The organism is Staphylococcus warneri (assembly GCF_900636385.1).
In the GTDB taxonomy this organism is placed as follows: Bacteria; Bacillota; Bacilli; order Staphylococcales; family Staphylococcaceae; genus Staphylococcus; species Staphylococcus warneri.
This window is the reverse complement of record NZ_LR134269.1, coordinates 238806-261053: the sequence shown is the minus strand read 5'-3', so window position 1 is coordinate 261053 and position 22248 is coordinate 238806. Positions and strand designations below refer to the sequence as shown.

General features: G+C 33.6%; 18 protein-coding genes. All 18 read right to left on the bottom strand.

What is annotated here, in order from left to right:
* Position 1 precedes the first annotated feature (1 nt).
* The 18 genes from nrdD to EL082_RS01075 all read right to left on the bottom strand — a co-directional run bounded on the left by nrdD (position 2) and on the right by EL082_RS01075 (position 22244).
* Positions 2–1846 (bottom strand): anaerobic ribonucleoside-triphosphate reductase, encoded by a 1845-nt coding sequence (gene nrdD / locus EL082_RS01160; protein ID WP_103286215.1) that lies wholly within the window; start codon positions 1844–1846, stop codon positions 2–4.
* Positions 1847–2166: 320 nt separating this feature from the next.
* Positions 2167–2916 (bottom strand): CHAP domain-containing protein, encoded by a 750-nt coding sequence (locus EL082_RS01155; RefSeq protein WP_002465388.1) that lies wholly within the window; start codon positions 2914–2916, stop codon positions 2167–2169.
* Between the two features lie 358 nt (positions 2917–3274).
* Entirely contained in the window at positions 3275–4495 is a 1221-nt protein-coding gene (locus EL082_RS01150) for an ArgE/DapE family deacylase (RefSeq protein WP_103286216.1), read from the bottom strand.
* Between the two features lie 174 nt (positions 4496–4669).
* Positions 4670–5269: an adenylyl-sulfate kinase gene (cysC, locus tag EL082_RS01145; RefSeq protein WP_103286217.1), complete on the bottom strand. Its 600-nt coding sequence runs from the start codon at positions 5267–5269 to the stop codon at positions 4670–4672.
* Positions 5270–5285: 16 nt separating this feature from the next.
* Positions 5286–6464 carry a sulfate adenylyltransferase gene (sat, locus tag EL082_RS01140; RefSeq protein WP_103286218.1) on the bottom strand — a complete coding sequence of 393 codons (1179 nt, stop codon included), beginning with the start codon at positions 6462–6464 and terminating at the stop codon, positions 5286–5288.
* Positions 6465–6484: 20 nt separating this feature from the next.
* Complete coding sequence (locus EL082_RS01135) at positions 6485–7384, bottom strand: sulfite exporter TauE/SafE family protein (RefSeq protein WP_103286219.1); 900 nt, start codon at positions 7382–7384, stop codon at positions 6485–6487.
* A gap of 14 nt (positions 7385–7398) precedes the next feature.
* Entirely contained in the window at positions 7399–8016 is a 618-nt protein-coding gene (locus EL082_RS01130) for an NAD(P)-binding protein (protein WP_103286220.1), read from the bottom strand.
* A gap of 61 nt (positions 8017–8077) precedes the next feature.
* Positions 8078–8845, bottom strand: a complete 768-nt coding sequence (cobA, locus tag EL082_RS01125) for a uroporphyrinogen-III C-methyltransferase (protein ID WP_002465384.1) — start codon at positions 8843–8845, stop codon at positions 8078–8080.
* Positions 8846–8875: 30 nt separating this feature from the next.
* Complete coding sequence (locus EL082_RS01120) at positions 8876–10594, bottom strand: NADPH-dependent assimilatory sulfite reductase hemoprotein subunit (RefSeq protein ID WP_103286221.1); 1719 nt, start codon at positions 10592–10594, stop codon at positions 8876–8878.
* A gap of 18 nt (positions 10595–10612) precedes the next feature.
* A complete protein-coding gene (locus EL082_RS01115; RefSeq protein ID WP_103286222.1) occupies positions 10613–12463 on the bottom strand; it encodes an assimilatory sulfite reductase (NADPH) flavoprotein subunit in 1851 nt (616 codons plus the stop codon).
* A gap of 283 nt (positions 12464–12746) precedes the next feature.
* On the bottom strand, positions 12747–13478 hold the full coding sequence (locus tag EL082_RS01110; RefSeq protein WP_015364648.1) for a phosphoadenylyl-sulfate reductase: 732 nt from the start codon (positions 13476–13478) through the stop codon (positions 12747–12749).
* Between the two features lie 179 nt (positions 13479–13657).
* Positions 13658–14443 carry a zinc ribbon domain-containing protein gene (locus tag EL082_RS01105; RefSeq protein WP_002465379.1) on the bottom strand — a complete coding sequence of 262 codons (786 nt, stop codon included), beginning with the start codon at positions 14441–14443 and terminating at the stop codon, positions 13658–13660.
* A gap of 252 nt (positions 14444–14695) precedes the next feature.
* A complete protein-coding gene (locus EL082_RS01100; protein ID WP_103286223.1) occupies positions 14696–15811 on the bottom strand; it encodes an MFS transporter in 1116 nt (371 codons plus the stop codon).
* Positions 15811–16995, bottom strand: coding sequence for a 5,10-methylene-tetrahydrofolate dehydrogenase (locus EL082_RS01095; RefSeq protein WP_049414730.1), 1185 nt, complete (start codon positions 16993–16995; stop codon positions 15811–15813). Before EL082_RS01095 ends, EL082_RS01100 begins: the two co-directional genes overlap by 1 nt.
* 336 nt (positions 16996–17331) lie before the next feature.
* Positions 17332–18363 carry a DUF4064 domain-containing protein gene (locus EL082_RS01090; RefSeq protein WP_103286224.1) on the bottom strand — a complete coding sequence of 344 codons (1032 nt, stop codon included), beginning with the start codon at positions 18361–18363 and terminating at the stop codon, positions 17332–17334.
* 122 nt (positions 18364–18485) lie between these two features.
* Positions 18486–20480, bottom strand: a complete 1995-nt coding sequence (locus EL082_RS01085) for an FtsX-like permease family protein (protein WP_232012201.1) — start codon at positions 20478–20480, stop codon at positions 18486–18488.
* 17 nt (positions 20481–20497) lie between these two features.
* Entirely contained in the window at positions 20498–21244 is a 747-nt protein-coding gene (locus EL082_RS01080; protein WP_103286226.1) for an ABC transporter ATP-binding protein, read from the bottom strand.
* A 103-nt stretch (positions 21245–21347) separates the two neighbouring features.
* Positions 21348–22244: a sensor histidine kinase gene (locus EL082_RS01075; RefSeq protein WP_047211220.1), complete on the bottom strand. Its 897-nt coding sequence runs from the start codon at positions 22242–22244 to the stop codon at positions 21348–21350.
* Positions 22245–22248 lie beyond the last annotated feature (4 nt).

Below are 22248 nucleotides of genomic sequence, written 5' to 3'. Positions count from 1 at the left end.
GTCAAGATTCCTTCATATGCTTCACACGCGCACACATTTCTTTATGACGTCCTTCAATAACTGGACGTTGAACTGGATTACCTAAATAACCGCATGTCCGTTTAACAACATCAACCGTTTCAGGGTTATCATTACCACATTGAGGACATTGATAGCCGTGTGGTGTTGATTTAAAATCTCCATCAAATCCACATTCATAACAATGATCTATTGGAATATTGGTACCTAAATACCCTACCTTATCATAAGCATAATCCCATACCGCTTCTAGCGCTTTAATATTATGATTCAATTTAGGATACTCACAATAGTGGATAAAACCACCACTCGCATAATAGGGATAATCTTTTTCAAAATCTAATTTTTCAAACGGCGTAATATCTTTTCTTACATCATAATGAAATGAATTTTGGTAATAGCCTTTACTTGTAATATCTTGAATATCTCCAAATCGTTCTTGATCTAACCGACAAAAACGATCGGTCAATGATTCACTAGGCGTACTGTATATGCTAAACCAAATATCATATTGATTTGTCCATTGTTTTTGTAGACGCTGCATTTCTTTTAATATTTCGATTGTAAATGCTTTGGCTTCGTCATTATGTTCCCAATTAGGTCCATAAAATACTGTAGCAGTTTCATATAATCCGATGTATCCCATGGAAATCGTAGCTCTTTTATTCTTAAATAGCGCCATTACATCTTCGTGATCATCGAGTTTATATTTAAATGCACCGCTTTTATATAAGATTGGTGCATTATTTACTGTCGCTTCTTTTAATCGCTCTATTCTATATACTAAAGCATCGTGCATTAACGACATTTTGTTATAAAAAATTTTCCAAAACGTTGTCATGTCACCTTTTGATTCAAGCGCAATTCTTGGTAAATTTAAAGTTACAACACCTAAATTACAACGTCCATTATTCTCAAATTCACCTTGTTCATTACGCCAACTTGGTAAAAACGATCGACATCCCATCGGTGCTTTAAAATCGCCTAATAATTCTGCAATTTTATCGTAATTTAATATATCAGGATACATGCGTTTTGTTGAACATTCTAATGCAAGTTGCTTGATATCATAATTCGGATCTTCTTTTTTCAAATTAATACCATCTTTAATAGAAAATACTAACTTAGGAAAAATGGCTGTGACACGATCTTTACCTAATCCTTTAATTCTCGTTTTTAATATCGCCTGCTGTATTTTACGACTTAATGTATCTGTTCCTAAGCCAAATCCTAATGTGACAAATGGTGTTTGACCATTAGAGGTATACAGTGTATTAATCTCATACTCCAAACTTTCAATGGCGTCATTAATATCTTTAGTCACTTGTTGCTCTACATATGTTTCAATCTGTTCATCTTTAACATAAACTTGTGCTATTTCACGATGATGTCGCTCATTATATTGTGCATACTCACTCAATAATTCATCTACACGATCCACTGTACATCCACCGTATTGACTACTAGAGACGTTCGCAATAATTTGTACAAGTTGTGCTGATGCTGTCTGAATTGATTTTGGAGATGTAACATTGGCATTACCTATTTCAAAGCCATTTTTCAGCATGCTTTTTGCATCAATTAAACAACAATTTGTTAATGGTTGAAATGGGTGATAATCTAAATCATGAAAGTGAATATCACCATTTTGATGCGCCTCAGCAATATGTTTAGGCAATAAATAATTTAAAGCATATGATTTTGAAACAATACCTGCCGTTAAATCGCGCATAGTCGAAAAGGTATTGCTATCTTTATTAGCATTCTCATTTACGATAGTTGGATCCTTCTCAATCAAACCAGTTAATGATTGTTCTAGTTGATTCATCTTACCACTCTTTTCTATATATAGTGTTTATTTAAAATTTAAAACACAATATATAGTATTACAATGTATAATCGATGACTTAACTAAACTGTCATAAGTTTATTACTAATTCATGAACAACTATAAAAATAATCATTCAATTTTTGAAATCATTGTTTTGAAGATTGAAGTATGTCAAATAATAATAAACCCCCATGGAGGCACGAATTTAATCACAACCCTGACAAATATGTCACACCCATTCAAAATTTAATCAAACACAAAAAAGAACTCAAAATAATATTTAATATTATTTCGAGTTCTTTTTTGAATATAAATCATTATGAAATGTAGTTGTATGAACCAGCTTGGCTAGCTGAAATAGTACGTGTTGAAACGTTACCTGGTCCACCATTATAGTTCATTTCTGAAACTTTGATTGAACCATCACTATTTACATTTTCAACATATGCAACATGACCAAATGCACCTTGTGATGTTTGCATAATTGCACCTTGTTTAGGTGAATTACTTACATTATAACCATCTTGTGCTGCAGCGTTTGCCCAGTTACTTGCGTTACCCCAATTAGAACCGATTTTACCGCCAACTTTGTCATATACATAATAAGTACATTGACCAGCAGTATACGCATTTGAACCAGAGCTTGATTGTCCAGAAAATGCAGTTGAATTATTTGAAGATGGCGCGTTTTGTGTAGTCACTTTGATATTTTTATCTGATGTTGAATAATCAGCACCTAATCCGCCACCTTGATTATTTGTATTATCAGTAGTATAAGATTGTGTATTTTGATTATTGTTTGTAGCATTATTTGAATTGTAGTTTTGAGTAGTTTGGTTACCATATGAATAACTATTGTTATTACCTTGTTGTTGGTTAGGACTCCAATTACCTTTCCAATCATAGTGGTAGTTACCTTGTTGGTCAATTGTATATGTGTATTCATATGAATAAGGATCGTTAGGATTATATCCGTTATTGTTTTCTGCTGCATCTGCATCATGTTGCATTAAACCAAATGTTGCGAAACCTGCTGTTGCAATTGTAGCTGTAGCGATTTTTTTCATTTTAAATATCCTCCTAAGAATGATAAAGCTTTTTTGTTTACTATCTCGTGGCTACCTTCAATTTTCTATAAACATATAAGTTTCTTCTTCGTTAATTAACGACAAGACACACTCTAACAAACAAACAAGCTTTTGTGGGCGATGTTAAGATTTTGTAAATGAATCATAATAATCCAACATTTTTTGTAAAATTGTTGGATTATGGTTGTAATGGCTTTCAAAAGGATAGCTACGCAACTTAATCATTTTGTTAATATCAATTATTACTATGTATGTAATTTATCTGACAATTTTCTACATAAAAAAACTAAGATTATTGCATTATCCACGCAATAATCTTAGTCCATTTCATTTGGTTTTATTGGGTTTTGTTTAAATAATTCAACATTACTTGTTGATACATATCTGTATAGTCTAAATATCTTGATTTATAAACATATTCATCTGTTTTGTGTGCCATAGTCATATGACCTGGGCCAATAATAGCTAAATCAAAGTCTTCATCTTTATCTACTAATAATTCTGCTGCATCAGTCGCCCCAACTAAACCAGATACTTTAAATTCATTATTATAATCTAAAAAGCTTTGTACTAACGTGTTATCTTTTTGAGAATATACTGTTTGATGATCGACAGTTACTTCTAAAGAAAGTCTGTCACTATCAACTTCTTCTATCGTATCTTTAAATAATTTTTCAATCGCTCGATTATCATATTCTGGTACGGTTCTCACATTAAATTCAGCATACGCTTCTTCCGGAACAGTATTAAATTGTTCTCCACCTCGTATAATCGAATTCACAATAACAAGTCCTGCAGCTACGTCTTCAACTTTTTCTTCCGTCTTATCGTCAACTTGGTCGCCAAAGAATTCATCAATAAATGGGTGCACATCAAGTGCATGTGTACCTTCGTTTTTCTTGATGTCATCATACTTTTCTTTAATTTTTTGAATAAATTCAATGAGGGTATTAATCGCATTATGTCCCAGTGATGGTAATGAGCTATGTGCGGGCACGCCTTTAGATGTTACTTTTAATCCGATGGAGCCTTTTGAGGCGTAAAATACAAAGCCATCTGACGGTTCGGCAATAATTAAACCATCTAAATCATCAACATAGCCTTGTTCTTTAAGTTTCTCTGCCCCTGACATTTCTCTTTCTTCTGCTGTAGTAGCCATTAATCTAATTGAACCTTGTTGTAGATCACCTGACGCTTTAATTTCAATCATAGCAATAACTAATGCTGCTAAACCGCCCTTCATATCAGTCGTACCTCGACCGTACAATTTACCATCTTCTTCTGTTAATTTAAATGGATCATGCTCCCATTCATTATGATCCCCAGCATCAACAACATCCATATGCCCTGAGATACCTAGTTTCGGTGACCCTTCACCAATTTCGGCAATTAAATTCGCTCGATTATCGTCAACTTCCTGAATCTTAGAGTCTATATCATATTTGCTCAATAATGATTTAAGATATTTACATACTTCAAGTTCATTATCATTTTCAGTATTTATCTCAACCATATCTGACAATATTTGAATTTTATCCTCTTTAGAAAAGACACTCATGTTATCACCTTCATTTTATGTGTATAATTACTTATTTATTATTTATTATTTCACAATCAGTAGATGTTCAAACATTAATTTAATTTTTAATTCATATTGACAACTATCTTATTTTCAAAAAACAAAGCGTGTATGGATATGAATTAATTCCATTACACGCTTTATCTCGTATTTTTAAATATAACGATGTTCTTTTAAATAGTTTAATATTTGATTAACCGATGACTCAACACTATTATCTTCAGTATTAATGATGATTTCTGGTTCTTCTGGTGGTTCATATGGCGCACTAATACCTGTGAATTCAGGTATTTCACCTGTACGTGCCTTCTTGTATAAGCCTTTAGGATCACGTTGCTCACAAGTCTCAATACTGCATTGTGTATAAACTTCGATAAATTCTTGTTCCTCAAATAATTGTCTAACATTATCCCTATCTTGTTTGTACGGTGATATAAAAGCTGTAACTGTAATTGCACCTGAATCTACCATTAGCTTACCTACTTCACCGATGCGTCGAATATTCTCTTGTCTATCTTCAGGAGAAAAGCCCAAATTTTTATTTAAACCGTGTCTGACATTATCTCCATCTAAACGATACGTTTGTTTGCCATCTTCAAATAATGCCTTTTCTAAAGCAACCGATACCGTAGATTTACCTGACCCTGATAAACCAGTAAACCAAATTAATACACTTTGATGACCATTACGTGTTTGTCGTTGTGCTTTTGTGACTTCAGATTCGTGCCATGTAATATGTTTTGTTTCACTCATTTAACATCACCCTTTGTCATTTCTCTTTTAATCCTTTGATCAGCACATTTGCCACTTCTGGTCTTGAAAATTTTTCTGGTAATGATTCTCCGTTGCGTAATTTTTCTCTTACTTTTGTACCACTTAAATGTAAATGATTCGAAGCATCGTGTGGACAAGTTTTAGCTGTAGCCATATTGCCACATGCTTCACAGTAAAAGGCATGCTCAAATTTTAAAATTTGTATATCTAATTCATTTTCAAATTGAGAAATAAATTCCTGTGCTTCATAAGCGCCATAATAGTCACCAACACCTGCATGGTCTCTACCAACAATAAAGTGTGTACAACCATAGTTTTGTCTTACTAGCGCATGTAAAATGGCTTCTCTTGGACCTGCATATCTCATCGCAGCTGGATAAATGACTAAACGTGCTCGATTTTCTGGGAAATAGTTTTTAAGTATGGCTTGATAACTTTCCATTCTTACCTCTGCTGGAATATCATCAGATTTAGTTTCACCTACTAATGGATTTAATAGTAATCCATCTACAATTTCTAATGCTGATTTCTGAATATATTCATGGGCACGATGAACTGGGTTTCTAGTTTGAAATCCTACAACAGTCTTCCAATTCAATTTATTAAATAGCTGTCTCGTTTCTAATGGGTCAAGATGGTAATCTACAAATGCATCATGTTGTGGACGATTAATCAATTGTATTGGCCCCGCTAAGTAATACTCACCTTTTTCGTAAACCTTTTTCACCCCTGGATGTGCATTATCTGTTGTACCATAAACATGTTGTGCTTCCTTTTCTTTATCATAAGTATATTTTTCTTCTAAATCTAACACACCATACAATGTACCATCTTCTCCATATAGTGCTACCTGTTCGCCAATCACTAAATTGTTAGCCTCTGTTTGACTTACTGGCAATGTAATTGGCACACTCCAAACATGACCATTTTTTAGATGAACATGTTCTACGACACTTTCATAATCAGCTTGATTCATAAAACCAGTTAATGGACTGAACCCACCAATGCCTATTAATTCTAGATCCGATAAGCTCCATTGATTTAATATAATTGAATGTAAAGACTTCGCATTTTCAATCAGTTGTTCTCTTTTTGTACCTTCTACAATACAATTGACCAATGTTCCACCATGTGGGCGAATAGTATCATTTGTAAATGTTTTATGCTCTGACATATTTAAATCTCCTTTTCCAATTAATTATATTTGTTTACTCGGTTTTTCTTGTAAGAAAAACTTAGCATTCTATTTCTAATGACCTGGATAACAAGTAGACTTAAAACAACAACGATAATGATGACTCTCACAATGTTAGATAGCACCTCATCCTTAACAAAGTAACTAAGCAATGCATTACTATTAGTAAAAATAATTAACCCCCCAACACATATTGCTAAAATATTAATCGGTAAGATTTTAACTAGATATGCGGAAATAGGTGCTGCAATCAGTCCACCTGCACTAAGTGCTATTACAGCTAACCAATTGATATGCGTCATACCTAAGAAAATGATAAAACTTAACGACGCTGATAGAGTAACGAAAAACTCGCTTGCTGAGACTGTACCAATCACGTATCGTGGTTCCATCTTTTTACTAGATAAAAGTAACGGTGTATTAACAGGTCCCCATCCGCCACCGCCTATAGCATCTAAAAAACCTGCGATAGCACCTTGTGTCACCATTCTTATCCGGCCAAATTGACCTGAATAATGATGTCCATCGTTCATATGCTTAAATATAAATTGATATAATATATAAACGCCCATCGACAATAGAAATAAAGCAATCAGTGGTTTAATTGCATTAGCATTAATGCTTGTTAATACTGCTGCACCTAAAAATGCACTGATAGCACCTGGAATAGCTAATTTCAACATCGTTGGATAATGGACATTTTCAAACTTCCAATGTGAGGTCCCTGATGCTGCGGTAGTCGCTATTTCTGAAAAATGAACTGTAGCTGAGACAATAGCGGGTGCCACGCCAAAGGTTAATAGAATGGAGGATGATGACGCCCCAAACCCCATTCCAAGTGATCCATCTACTAATTGTGCTAAAAAGCCTGCTAGCGCAAAAATAAATAATTTCCGCATATTTTACCTTGCCCCTATCTGGATGAATCCAGTGTTTTCAACCAGTTTATAAAAGACTGCTGTGCGTTGGGATGTTTATATTTCTCAGTTAAAATATCTTGAAGTAAGCTTTGCTTTTCAGATGATGTGAGTGCCTTTTCTTTAATAAGTTGTCTAGATTCATATAAAAAGTCAATGTAGTCTTCATAAGATTCATCATAAGTTTGTGCCAAATTTTGTATGATTTGCTTAGCTAGTTTAGGACTTGCTCCATCTGTTGATACACTTATTGTGAGTTTGCCTCTTCTAAGTTGATTAGGAAATGTGATATTACCCTCTTTTGCATTACCTACATGATTAAATAATGTATGTGACCCTAGGTGATGTTTAATCTCATCATTCACTTGGTCATTATTTGTAGCAGCAATGACTAAGTCTGCATTTGCCACATCTGAGGGGTCAAATTCTTTTTGATGCCATGTTACCTGTTGTTGTTGGATAAGCCCATTTAAATATTCTGTTATATGAGGGCTTACTACGCGAATGTGGCTAGCATACTCAAGTAGCAATTCGACACGTCGTGTGGCTATTCGACCACCTCCGATAACCACAACATTCATTTGTGATAAATTAATCATGATTGGCATTTGCATGTGCCTCGTCACCTTTCCTATCCAAAATAATTATTTTAATATTCTAATAATTAAGTGTATCTTACTTAGCCAAGTTGACATTTTCTTTAAATGCTTGTTCTTCAAACCAACTGATTTTTTCTCTCATATTCACAACGTCTCCAACTATAATCATCGCCGGATTAGTAATTTCCTTTGCCTTATTTGTGATATCTTGCAATGTACCCGTTACTGTATGTTGTGATGTAGCTGTACCCATATGTACAAGTGCCACTGGTGTTTGAGGATTCTTACCAAATTTCACTAGTAATTCACAAATCTCCGGTAATCGTTTGACGCCCATATAAATACATAAGGTTTCAGGGCCTTGCGCTAAATGTTGCCAATACGCTTCCTTATCCATACCAGGTTTATTTACAGCAGTGATAAACGCTACAGATGAACTATAATCTCGATGTGTTACTGGGATACCTGCATATGCTGGTGCCGCTATCCCTGATGTAATTCCCGGAACAATTTCAAATGGAATATGATGTGTCGCCAATTGCTCCGCTTCTTCTCCGCCACGACCAAATACAAATGGATCTCCACCTTTTAACCGTGTGACTGTATGTCCTTTTTTAGCCAACTGTATCATCATACGATTTGTTTCTTCTTGAGGTAACGAATGTCTGTATGGGTCCTTGCCACAATAGAAAAACTTAGTGTTTGGCTCAGCATAGTCTAATATGTCTTTATTAATTAACCTGTCATACAAAATGACATCTGCTTCTTTAATTGCTCTAAGCCCTTTGATCGTTAATAATTCTGGATCTCCAGGTCCTGCACCTACTAAATAAACTTTGCCCATAGATACTCAACCCCTAACGCCATTTTTCTTTTAACTATGGAAATCTCTTCCATCATTCACTTTTGCTACCACCCCAGTGCGTATCATAAAATCACCAAAATGTTCATCCGGTAATTTTTCTTTTCCGTACTGTATGAGTAGCGGTCTTAACGTTTGTAAAATTTCGTTTTCATCAATATTTTCTTTATATAATTTATTGAGTCTTTCTCCTTTAAATCCACCACCTAAATACATATTGTATTTTCCTGGCGCTTTACCAATAAATGCGATTTCTGCTAAGGCTGGGCGAGCACACCCATTTGGGCATCCTGTCATTCGAATCGTAATGTCTTCTTCTTGAACCCCCGCTTCATCAAGTAAATTTTCAATTTTTGAAATGAGTGAAGGTAAATAACGTTCTGATTCTGCCATAGCAAGACCGCATGTTGGAAATGCTACACAAGCCATTGAATTACGTCTTAATCCAGTATAATAACTACCATCTGTAAGTTGATATTTATCTATAATTTGTTGTATGTCGTTTTTCTTTTCTGGAGAAATGTTAGCAATGACCAAATTTTGATTAGGTGACAACCTGAAATCTCCAGTATGTGTCTCTGCAATTTCACGAAGTGCTGTTTTAAGTTGATAATCTTCAGTATCTTTTACACGTCCGTTTTGAATAAATAGCGTATAGTTCCAGTTATTCTCACCCTCTATCCATCCAAGACGATCGCCATTATGGTCAAACTCATAATCTTTTGCAGGTTCAATCTCCCAACCTAAGCGTCGATTTAGCTCTTCATTCACCCAAATTTCACCTAAACGATCAACTGTATATTTAAAACGTGCATTTTTACGATTTTCTCTATTACCATAATCTCGTTGAATCGTTAATAGTTTTTCACACACATCAACTGCTTTGTCTTTAGGAATGAAACCAATTAATCGACCTAACTGCGGGTATGTCTCTTTATTACCATGCGTCATACCCATACCACCACCAATAGTAATGTTAAAGCCAATTAATTCACCTTGCTCAATGATGGCAATCAAACCAATGTCTTGAGAATAAACGTCAATATCATTAGACGGTGGTACTGCAATACCAATTTTAAACTTACGAGGTAAATAGGTACTTCCATAAATGGGTTCTGATTCTTCACTTGAATCTAATACTTTTTCACCGTCTAACCATATTTCGTGATATGCTCCAGTACTAGGAAGTAAATGATTACTGATAGCTGTAGCATAATCATTTACTTCAGCATGTACTTTAGATTGATATGGATTGGGATTACACATTGTATTTCGGTTAACGTCTCCACAGGCTGCTATCGAATCAAGTACAGATTGATTAATATCTTTCATAGATTGTTTTAAATTTCGTTTTAAAATACCATGAAATTGGAATGCTTGACGCGTTGTCAATTTGATGGTCTGGTTAGCATATTGATTCGAAATATCATCCATGGCTATCCATTGTTCTGGCGTAGCTTTGCCACCTGGTACACGTACACGAATCATAAAACTATAAGCAGGTTCTAATTTCTGTTTACGTCGTTCATCTCTTAAATCTCTATCATCTTGCATATAACTACCATGAAACTTTAATAACTTCGCATCATCTTGAGAAATCGCACCAGTGATAGGATTAGCTAATCCTTGTTCGATGGTACCTCTCAAATACTGGCTATCTGCCTTCAAATATTCCATTTGATCTAAATGATCATCTAATTCATCTGACAGTTTTTGATTTGATTTAACCATGTTTGACACCCTTTCCCGTTAATAGACGTCTCTTTGATATCTTTTCTCTCTCTTCATCTGCTTAAGATACGCTTCAGCATCTTCTTCGGATAAACTTTGTTCATTCATCAATACTTCCTTAATCGTTTGGTGTACATCTTTAGCCATTTGCTTTTCGTCCCCACATATGAAGATAGCTGCTCCATTTTGTATCCATTCATTAAACTGTTTACTATTTTCTAATATACGGTGTTGCACATACACTTTATGCTCAGTATCTCTAGAAAACGCAACATCTAGTTTCGATAAATAACCATTGTCTAACCATTCTTGCCAATCTGTTTGATAAAGAAAATCGGTTGTGAAATGTTGTTCACCGAAGAACAACCAAGTATTTCCTTTAAATCCTAATTCTTCTCTTTCCTGCATATAACTTCTGAAAGGTGCGACGCCTGTACCAGGTCCAATCATGATGACAGGTACTTCGCTTTCTTGTGGAAATTTAAAGTTTGGATTACGTTTTAAATAAATCGGTACCGTATCGCCGGGTTGCACACGTTCTGCAAATTGAACTGAGCAAACACCTGTTCGATCTCGACCATGAGAATGGTATCTTACCGCACCAACTGTAATATGTACTTCATCAGGCGTTGCTTTATAACTACTTGAAATAGAATATTCTCTAGGTGGTAACTTTCTCAATAGTTGATATAGGTTATCGGGTTGAAGTTCAGTCGTATTAAAATCGTTTAATAAATCGATAAGGTCTCGTCCTTCAATATAATTTTGAACCCATTCTTTATCTTGAACTTTTCCTTTTAATTCATCGTTATCAAATAGTGCTGATGCATTCTCTAATAATGGTTTCGTTAGTTTAGTAATTTCAAAATGCGATGTTAATGCCTCTTCAAGGTTTAATGTATCGCCATCTTCATTGATAAGCACTTGTTCTTCATAATCCCATCCTAATGTGCTGATTAATAATTCAACAATAGATGGATCATTTTGTGGTAATACCACAATACAATCGCCTGGTTCGTATTCCTCTCCAAAATTATCTAATAGTAATTCAACATGTCTTGTTTCTTTATTAGATCCTCTACCATTTAAATTAATGTTTTCTAATACTTCTGCTTCATATGGATTGGATTTAGAATATTTACGCTCCTTTGCTGATTTAATCGATTCGCTTACAACTTGCTCACTATCAGTATCTTTGGGTTTGGAGCCTATAGCATTAATGACGTTGGTCATCCATTTTTCGGCATCTTCTTCGTAATCGATATCACAATCTACACGGTCATATAATCGCTCAGCGCCTAATTCGGCTAATTTAAAGTCGAAATCTTTACCAGCTTGACAGAAATATTCGTATGATTGATCACCTAACGCAAGTACCGAAAATCTCAGACCTTCTAGTTTCGGTGCTTTACGCCCATGTAAGTATTCATGTAATTCAATAGCATTATCAGGTGGATCACCTTCGCCATGTGTCGATGTGATTATAAATAAATCTTCAACTTTTTTAATATCTTTAGGTTTAATGTCTTCCATAGATTTCAAGGTCACATTGTTACCCATATCTACAAGACGTTCTTCAAAGATTTCTGCTAAACTTTGGGCATTTCCCGTCTCTGACCCATATAAAATTGTAATGGCACGAGATTCTGGTGTAACTTCAGGTTCTTTATCAGCAAGCATTGTTTCAGTTTGTTGGTCTTGTTGTGCTATTTGATTCGACGTCACTGATTCATTGGTCTCAGCTTGTTGACTCGCTGTTAAATAACCACTTAACCAAAGCTTTTGTTCAGGTGTTAAAGTTGGTAGTAATTCATTAAGTTGTTTTGCTTGTTCCTCATTGAAAGGACTATTTGTGATGTTAATATTCACTAATTTCCACCTCTTGTCTTCAATCCTAGATTTTGAAAGTACTGGGTATCGTATGCTGTCATCTATCCTAGATTTTGACCTCATCATACTTGTTCAATCCAGTCATCATTTTAACGATGCGCTATTTGTATTCTATTAGCTTCATTCATGACGCTTGCACCCAGATCCGATTACTTTAATTATGTACCAAACTCTTAAATGAGTAAACGAAATATGATGTCATTAGTCTCTGTTTAATTCTTATCGGAATACTAGGTTTTATACGTAAAATTTTTAACCCTATTTAAGGTTTGTCAGGAACATGTAACCCGCATTCAGTTTTGTCAAAATTTGACCAACGTCCTGCTCTGGAATCTTCAGAGTCTAATACTGGTGATGTACAAGGAATACAACCTATACTAGGATAATGATGATCATGTAACTCGTTATATGGTAATTGATGTTGTTTGATATATTGCCATACATCGTCTTCTGACCAGTATATTAGTGGGCAAACTTTGATTGAATGAAACCGTTCATCTTTATTAATAAAGTTAGTATGCGCTCTTGTTGGAGATTGTGCACGTCTCAGTCCTGATACCCAAGCTTTCGCCCCAGATAAGACCTCTTCTAGTGGTTTAATCTTTCTGATATAACAACATTGATTAGGATTATTTTTCCATAACGCAGGATTATATTGATCAGCTTGTTCTTCCAATGTTAAATCAGGTTTCTTCATTTCGATACGTAATTCAGGATATGTTGTTTTTACTTCATCAATTAAGTTATATGTTTCTTGAAAATGCAAGTCAGTATCCAAAAAGACAATTTTGGCATTCGGTTTGATTTGATAAATTAAATCAATCAGCACCATACTTTCTGCACCAAAACTACATGAATAAACTAATTCATCTTCATATTGATCATATGCCCATTTTAATATTTGATATGCGCCCTTAGTGTCGTTATCAATGTTGAGGGAGTGTATAAAAGGGTCGCCCGTAAAATTATCGTATGTCATCGCTTTGACTGACATCTCTATCATCCCCCTATCAATTTTTATCCATTCTCTTTAAAACCTATCTGAATTGTCAGAATAATATGTTAATACATTAACTTTTTTTAATTTTAAAGTCAACCCATTTTATAAAAGTTGTCAGAAAATTAATATTTTAAATAAAAAAACGACCAGTATTAACTGATCGTTTCTTCTCTTTATAATTGGTCTATATTTTCAATTAAAGTAATCTTACCTTTTTTACTGTGAGCTATAACTGAGAAGTCATTATCTTTGTTGCTATCATAAATCAACTCATCACTTTTACGTTCGTCAGGTTCATAGTAGTGATCTAAAAATTCATCTTCAGTCACATTAGAAGGTGCTACACCTACACGATCTACTTTATCTCCAGAATAAAGTACCGCTAAATCACCATATTTTTCATAATATGTTTGACCACCATCAACCTTGCCTGAGGATTTACCAAATTTAGCTTCGACTTCTTTTCTTGTCATATCCTTATAAATGCCTTTATAGCCTTCAGTTGATGCAGATTTCATATACCCTTGATCAAAGTTACTACTAAACACATCAATCGTTGGTGCTTTCTCTGATGAGTTAGCCTCACTAGACGATGACTCTTTTGACTGACTATCATCTTTAGATTTCTTTTGTGTTTCAGTAGTTTGGTTATCACTATCATTGTCTTTAATTACATTATTGTAATAGTAGTAAGCACCATAAAGTAATGCACCAATTAATAAAATAAAGATAATTGAAAGTATTATAATCCAAATCGGTTTCTTATCTTTTTTATTTGGTTGAGGGGTATATCGATTACGATCTGGGTATGTTTGCTTTGATTGAGTTGCTTGAGTCTCTTGTTTTCCTTGTGATGACGGTTCCGCTTGTTTGATTTCTTTTTTTAATGTATTACCACACTTGTTACAAAATGCTTGTCCTGGTCTTACTTCATTGCCACAATTGGGACAATATTTCATTTCCCATCATTCCCTTCATAATGATTGTTTCATATTTTTCAGATTCTAAAAATATTGTTAACCAATATTTTAAATTACTTTTATAAAAAGACTATCTTTTCTAAACAATTTCTAAAATTGATTATTTTAATATTTAAGGAAATAAATAGGAACTGGCTCGGAATAATTGCTTATGAATTACTAGATTATTATTTTCAATACAAAAATAACCTAGGACGTACCAATTGTCCCAGGTTGATATATCATTAAAGATTATTGATTTTGATGTGTATCTTCATATCGAATTCGCTGTCGATATCCATACGTACTTTCTTTGATTAGTTCCTCATCAAGTAAACCTGCACCAATGGCACCTGCTACAGTTGAAATTGATGCTGCAAACCAAGGAATACTTAGATATAAATCAGGGCCGGCTGGTCCTTTAAGACTAATTTGTTGGCCTAAGAAATCGGCTGGTAAAAGCACTAATTCTGCAAATAAAAACATTAAGTACAAGATAATATAATAAATGATAACTGCAATAAATAACGTCATCACCGTGGTTAAATTATATAATAGTGTAATCCTCTTATTACTACTTTGCTTTGTGGACTCCCATAAATCATGTGACATCATAATCCATAGCAACATACCTAGTATCGCTATAATAGAGATGCCAAATAACCGCCACATCGAGAAATTATTAGCCATTTGCCACATGGTTGTAAATATTAAACCAAAGGCACCAGTAGTAAAAGCAATGGCAACAATGTTACTTAAACTCGCCATCATATTTAATGGATTGTTGGCAAATGTCATCCCACTGACTAATCTAAACATGCCTCTTGATCTAGAACTAGATAAATAGCGTATATGTTTTGACTCTGTGTCATCTAAATACACATGTGTCTTGTCTATTTTAGAAAGTGGGAACTGTTGTTTAACACTTTGTTCGATAAGATCATTATTATCATAATTACGGTGGTCTTGCTCTGCATGATGAACTTCATTAATGATTGTCACAATCGCGTTTTTAAATCGTTTTTTAACCGGTCTCCAACCAAACGCAGGGTATGAAAAGATAGCTGCACCATTTCTCATATTGATATCCAGTGCCATCACACGTCTATGGTGAAATATCGGTAAATCTGTAATAGCTAATACATAATCCCATTTACGTTCATCATGATACTCTTGAACCTTTGTAAATATTTCTTCTACTCTCTCCGCATAGCCAGTTAGAGGGTCAACAACTAAATCAATTTCCCATTCGACTTGATTATCATGTTGTTCTGATAAAATGTCAGGTATATCTTCCATTAAATTCTCTGCTAACTTTTCAGTAACACCAGGTGCTACAACTAATCCTATGACTTTTCTTTCAGACATTAATGACCCTCCTCTCTATGATCTTGTTTTTTCTCTTCATATTCATCGTCATCACTATCATCACTAGTAGACTGTCTTTCAACCTCTTGTTGTGATGGCTCATGTTGTTGTTCTTGTTCTTCTTTTTCTTCTTGTGCTTCCTTGTAACGATGGTATTGACGATATGAATACGTAATCTTTCTTATTTTCTCTTCATCTTCTACTGTAGATCCCATTGCTCCCGCTAATAAGCCTAGTGATGATACAAACCAAATTAATTTGACGTAATTCATAAACGTAAATTCTGCTTGTGCACTGGTCCAACTATTAAATAAACTTACTGGCACAAACAATGTAATACTCACAATTAATAATAGATACAATATGAAATAATTGATTAGCGTAATCACTATCAGTGTCAACATTGTTGTGGCATTGTATATCCATCTATACGTTCTTTGTGATTTGGCTGTTTTTCTTTCGATTAATTTATGTGCATATAATAACCAACATGCCATACCAACAATAGAAATAATCATTAATATAATAAATCTGATCGGTGAGTAAATGACACTAAGCTCCCACGGCATAGAAAAAATAGACACATATGTCCCTGTAGCAAAGGCAACAGAAATAATTTTTTTGAAGTTAAAAATATTTTTCCATGGTTTATTAGCACGCGTTAAACCACAAATTAACTGAATCCAACCTATAATCATAAATGGATTAATATATCGTCTTTTGGGGGATTCGTCTTCTTCAGGTTCTACCGATTTTAAATGGATGAATGGATGGGTGCTGGTCTTTGATAGTGGTTCGTTATAATATAGTTGTTCAATCATCGTAGTAATACTACTAATTAACTTTCTTTTTAAATCAATCACACCCAAGGAAGGTAATGATAACATTGCAACTTGCTTTTCATTATTGAAATCACTAACGACAACCTTTTTGCCAGAAATACTAGGAAGGTCTGTGACACATATTGCGAAATCCCAATGTTTTTCATTTTTGATTTGTTCTGCTTTATCAACACTCTCATGTACATCTTCGGCAGAACCAATAATTAAATCCTCTTTAACTTCAAAGTTCCATTGACTATCATCATTAATCCTTTGTGTCAGCAATTGCTTGATTTTGGGAATAATCTTCGTCACATGTTCATGTGCAACGCCAGGTGATGGTACTAATCCTACTGTATACATCGGTGAAACCTCCTTTCTTTAATATAATTAAAATAGCAATACAATGTTCTAATTTTACAATGGATCACATCTTGTCATCTATCTTCGATATATTCAAAATAATTTGCACGCAAATTATATTATAGACTCATAGAGAAATTTCAAACCTTTTCAATAAAAAAATCAATATCAATCCATAATAACTATATTGATTATATTTGACAAATAACATGTATCCATAATTACTTTTTATAAATAATTAATTGTGTATATAGGTTTATTTCTCAAATAAAAAAACCTTGAAAGGAACGGATTATTGCTCCTTTCAAGGTAAAACACCAATTTTATTTTATATTATTATTTCTTATCATCATTCTTGAATCGACGTGTTACTTTATCGACAAAGTTATCTTTGTTATGTGTTTCATTTTCAAATTGGCTTTGAGAATGTTCTGTATCATGACGGTCTACATCATGATGGTCTGCTCTATGACGGTCGTCTTCTCTACGATCTGCATCGAATCCGTTACGCGCGTCTCTTCCTTCTACGTTACGATTATCATGTCTGCTTTCTGTATCTTCAAATCGACGGTCTGTGTCTTGGTGATTGGTATCATGACGGTCTACATCATGATGATCTTCTCTGTGGCGGTCGTCTTCTCTACGATCTGCATCGAATCCGTTACGTGCGTCTCTTCCTTCTACGTTACGATTATCATGTCTGCTTTCTGTATCTTCGAATCGACGATCTGTGTCTTGGCGATTAGCTTCATGACGGTCTACATCATGATGGTCTGCTCTATGGCGGTCGTCTTCTCTACGATCTGTATCGAATCCGTTACGTGCGTCTCTTCCTTCTACGTTACGATCATGTCTATCTTCTACATCGTGATGATGTTTACGATTGTCATCATTTATATGTTCTGCTTTATCATGATGCTTATCCTTTGAATGTTTGTTATGGACGCTGTCTTTATCCTTGATATCATGCTTATCTTTATTTTTTCTAACTAATAACATAATACCTGCAATAATCCAGAATAAAGCCGCGATCCAGTTCATTACTAATGAAAGTACAGCAGCAATGATGAGTAAAACACCTGCTAATTTAGCCTTTTTCTTAATTAATAATGTCGCAATTAGTGCAATTACTAAAATAACTAAACCATAAATAAGTCCAACTTTAAAAATAGATGGTAATAACTCAGACATATGTGATGATGAGTCTACGGCTGGATTTGAAGCTGCCTGCTCTTTAGCTTGTCTTTTAATTTCTTTTTGTACTTCACTCGTACCACCAAACATGGCACCAATGCCTAAACCTAATAATATAAATAATTGAGTAATGATCCCTAACCAAGCAAGAATCCGTTCAATTGTCCTTTTCATTAAATGACACCTCTTTCTTTGTTTCTTTATCATTACCCAATTGAAATACCATGTATGCTTAAATTATAAAATTAAATTGATAATAATTTTATTTTTCCTATTATGCCAGTAGTTTATAAGTTTTATTTTTTTAATTGATTTACATATTTTGAGTATAAATAGGACGTCATTTTATACGTCAAGAGGTAAAGAACACTTACCATTATTATCACACTTATAAAACTAGTTATAAATATACCTTTGCTAACTTCTCCAAATAATCCGAGTACATTATATATTATTTTAGAGGCAACCACTGTATGGAATATACTCACAATAAACGGAACGCTAAATAACCAAATTAACTGTTGATCTAATATATGTTTGATATCATCATTATCTAGTCCTAGATGTGCCATCGTTACATAATGATTAACATCTTCTTGCGCTTCTGATACTTGCTTATAGTAAATGATCAAGAATATACCAATCACTAAAACGAAAGAAACTAAACTTCCCACAAATATTAAACCGCCATTGAAGTTATAAAACATCTTAATAAATGATTCATAACTAGTAATATTGATATGATGTTTTTGTTCAAGTTTATGAATATCGGGCGTGTCTTTCCCTTTTGAATCGTACGCATTAAATTCAATCATCGTGTGTGTGACTTGATCGTCAGCTTTGGCTGATGTTTTAGTATAATATTGGATGATTTGATCGCGTTCTTTGTCATTTTTAACAATTAAATTAATGTTTTCGCTAAATCTTATAGAATTCACATTGGTTTCTTCAACAGGTTTAATATTAAAGGATTTTCCTCTTAGTACTAAATTGTCATTCAAATCTAGCATTTGCATGCTCGTGTTCACACCGATTTCATTTGATTTTAAATGTAGCGGGCGATTAAATTGGTTATAATCATTCAATGTCATAATCGTAATAAATACATTTTTAGTACTCCAAGGATCAATATTGAACTCGTTTGGTGAATCACTTGGTTTGAGTAAACGTCGATAATCTGAACGATTGTCTAAAAGTACATTAAACATGGATTGGGTATATATTTTCGGTGTATCTGAATGTATATTTTGTTTAATATCTTCGGTTACTGCTTTAACCTTTTGAGCTACCTTTTTATCCTGATGAAAATCACCTTCAATACTGGTAAGATATTGATTTTTCCACATATTGCGAACATTCTCACCCATACTTCTGTATGTCGTGACGGTCATCCCTAAAGTAACAATCAAGAACGTACATAATATCGCGATACTTGCTAACCCTACTGCATTCGATTTCATACGTGCTCTTAATCCTGATATCAAAAAGAAACGTTTAGGTCGATAGTAAAACTTAGACAACTTTTGTAACCTTTCAATGAGTAATACACTCAATGATATAAATAATAAATATGTACCTATAAATACAAAGAATATAGCAACAAATAATGCCAAAATCGACTCTGCTGGCGTATTATTTTGTAAAGCTATACGATAACCATTACCAACACATAACATCCCGATAATTAACAAACTATAATTGAATACCTTTTGAAATCGATAATTACGATACGCTTTCTTATTCATTAATTGCATAGGATTTTGCATAGTGATTTTAAATACATTAATCATTAATAATAATATCATGACGATTGATAATAATAGCAATGTTATCCACATGGCTTTAAAATCAAATGGATAGGCACTTAGGTAACCTTCCCGCCCTGTCGTTACTTTACGAATAAACATAAATAATAGTGCACCGAATAAATATCCTCCAACGATACTCAATAATGCGATAATACAATATTTTACTATGGATTCTATTAATATTATGATGCTAAGATGACGTTTTTCCATACCTAAAATAATATAAAGTGAATAGGTCTTTTGTTGTTGTTTTATGACAAATTGATTAGCATAAATGATAAAAATGATAGCTAATAATGACATGAATACATTTCCAATTATTGCAAAAACACCTAGTAATTGATGATGTTGTTGAATATATGTATTAGTGGTTAATGATAATAGTATGTATTCAATCGCAAATATCGTACTTGAAGACAAAATAAATGGTATGATGATATGCCGTTGCGTTACAAAATGGCGTTTAACAATTGTCCAAATCATTGTTAGGGGCACGTTAACTACTCCCTTCCATTTATAATTGCTAAACTATCAGCAATACGCTTTTGATATACTATCTGGCTCTCTTCTCCACGATATATCTCATGATATAAACGACCATCTTTAATAAAAACAACACGATTAGCATACGAAGCATCAATAGTAGAGTGCGTAACCATTAAAATCGTTTGTTGTTGTTGATTGAGATATTGAAATAATTGCATTAACTGTTTCGAACTTTTTGAATCAAGCGCCCCCGTTGGTTCGTCTGCTAATAATAGTTGAGGATTCGTAATAAGCGCACGTGCTATAGCAACGCGTTGTTTTTGTCCACCAGAAATTTGATTTGGAAATTGATTTAAGATGTCACTAATATTAAGTTGTCGACTCACTTTGTCTAGGCGTTCTTGCATCGTATGAACAAATTGATTACTTAAGATAAGTGGCATTAAAATATTATCTTTATTTGTCATTGATTCTAAAATATTAAATTCTTGAAAGACAAATCCTAGTTGTTCTCGTCGAAACTGAGCAATATCTCTTTTTTTCAATGACGCTAGGGATTGACCATTCAATTGAATGGTACCTTCCGTTAATTGATCAAATGTAGCAATCAATTGTAATAATGTAGATTTACCAGATCCTGATTCACCCATAATGGCTACAAACTCACCAGTATCAACTAATAAATTCATATCACTTAATGCTTCAGTTCTATTTAAACCCTTTCCAAATACCTTTTTGACATGTTTGACTTCTAGTAACATATGGACGCTCCTTTCTAATACCAACTCTATTTTATATTAAAAAGGGACCAACAACATTTATAATTTCTTACAAATCTTGTTGGCCATCTTACAATTTTGAAAGTTAGCTTTGCGTTGGAAAGCTAATTGTAAATTGTGTACCTTTATTCAAGTCTGATGTTACTTCAACATTTAAATTCAGATGTTGCGCAATATGTTTAACGATAAACAATCCAATGCCGCTTGAGGATTCATTAAGGCTACCATTGTAACCAGAATATCCTTTGTCAAAGATTTTCGGCAAGTCTGCTTGACTAATACCAATCCCGTTATCTTTAATAGATAATTGTTGAGACGTTGAGTCAAAGTCAATCCAAATATCTTTTCCACGTGCATATTTTAATGCGTTATTCAGTATCTGTTCTATCAATATTGAAGTCCATTGTGCATCTGTTAAGATACTATCATCATTAGATTGATAATGAATTTTAGTATGTTGTTCAATAAAGTGAATTCGATATTTCATAATTAAAGGTTTAATTAAATCATCTATGTTAACCTCTGTGATTGTCATATCCGAGGCTTCATTAAGTAATTTTAAGTAACTTAGTGCTAAACGAGTATAGTTATCAATTTGTACAATTTCTTGTCTCACTTGATTGGCAACATTAGGTTCATTACGTTCTAGCAATAGTTGCGATGCAGTGATTGGCGTTTTGATTTGATGTACCCATGTTAAGAAATAACTTTCAACATCTTTACGATATTCAATTTGTTTGTTTTTCATTTCAAATAGTTCTTCTTCGAGTGATACTACTTTTTCTTTAAGTTTTTCTTGTTTTTGGAAACCTAAATAACTGATCCACCAATAAATGCACATAATAAATAAAATAATTGCTACACCAAGCATTAGCGCACTTTGGGGGAGTGAAAACACAAAGAAAATGAGTACAAACAGTAAGGATATAAACGTAACAATCGCTATTTCATTTTTAATTGATTTAATAAACGTTAGTAACATCTTA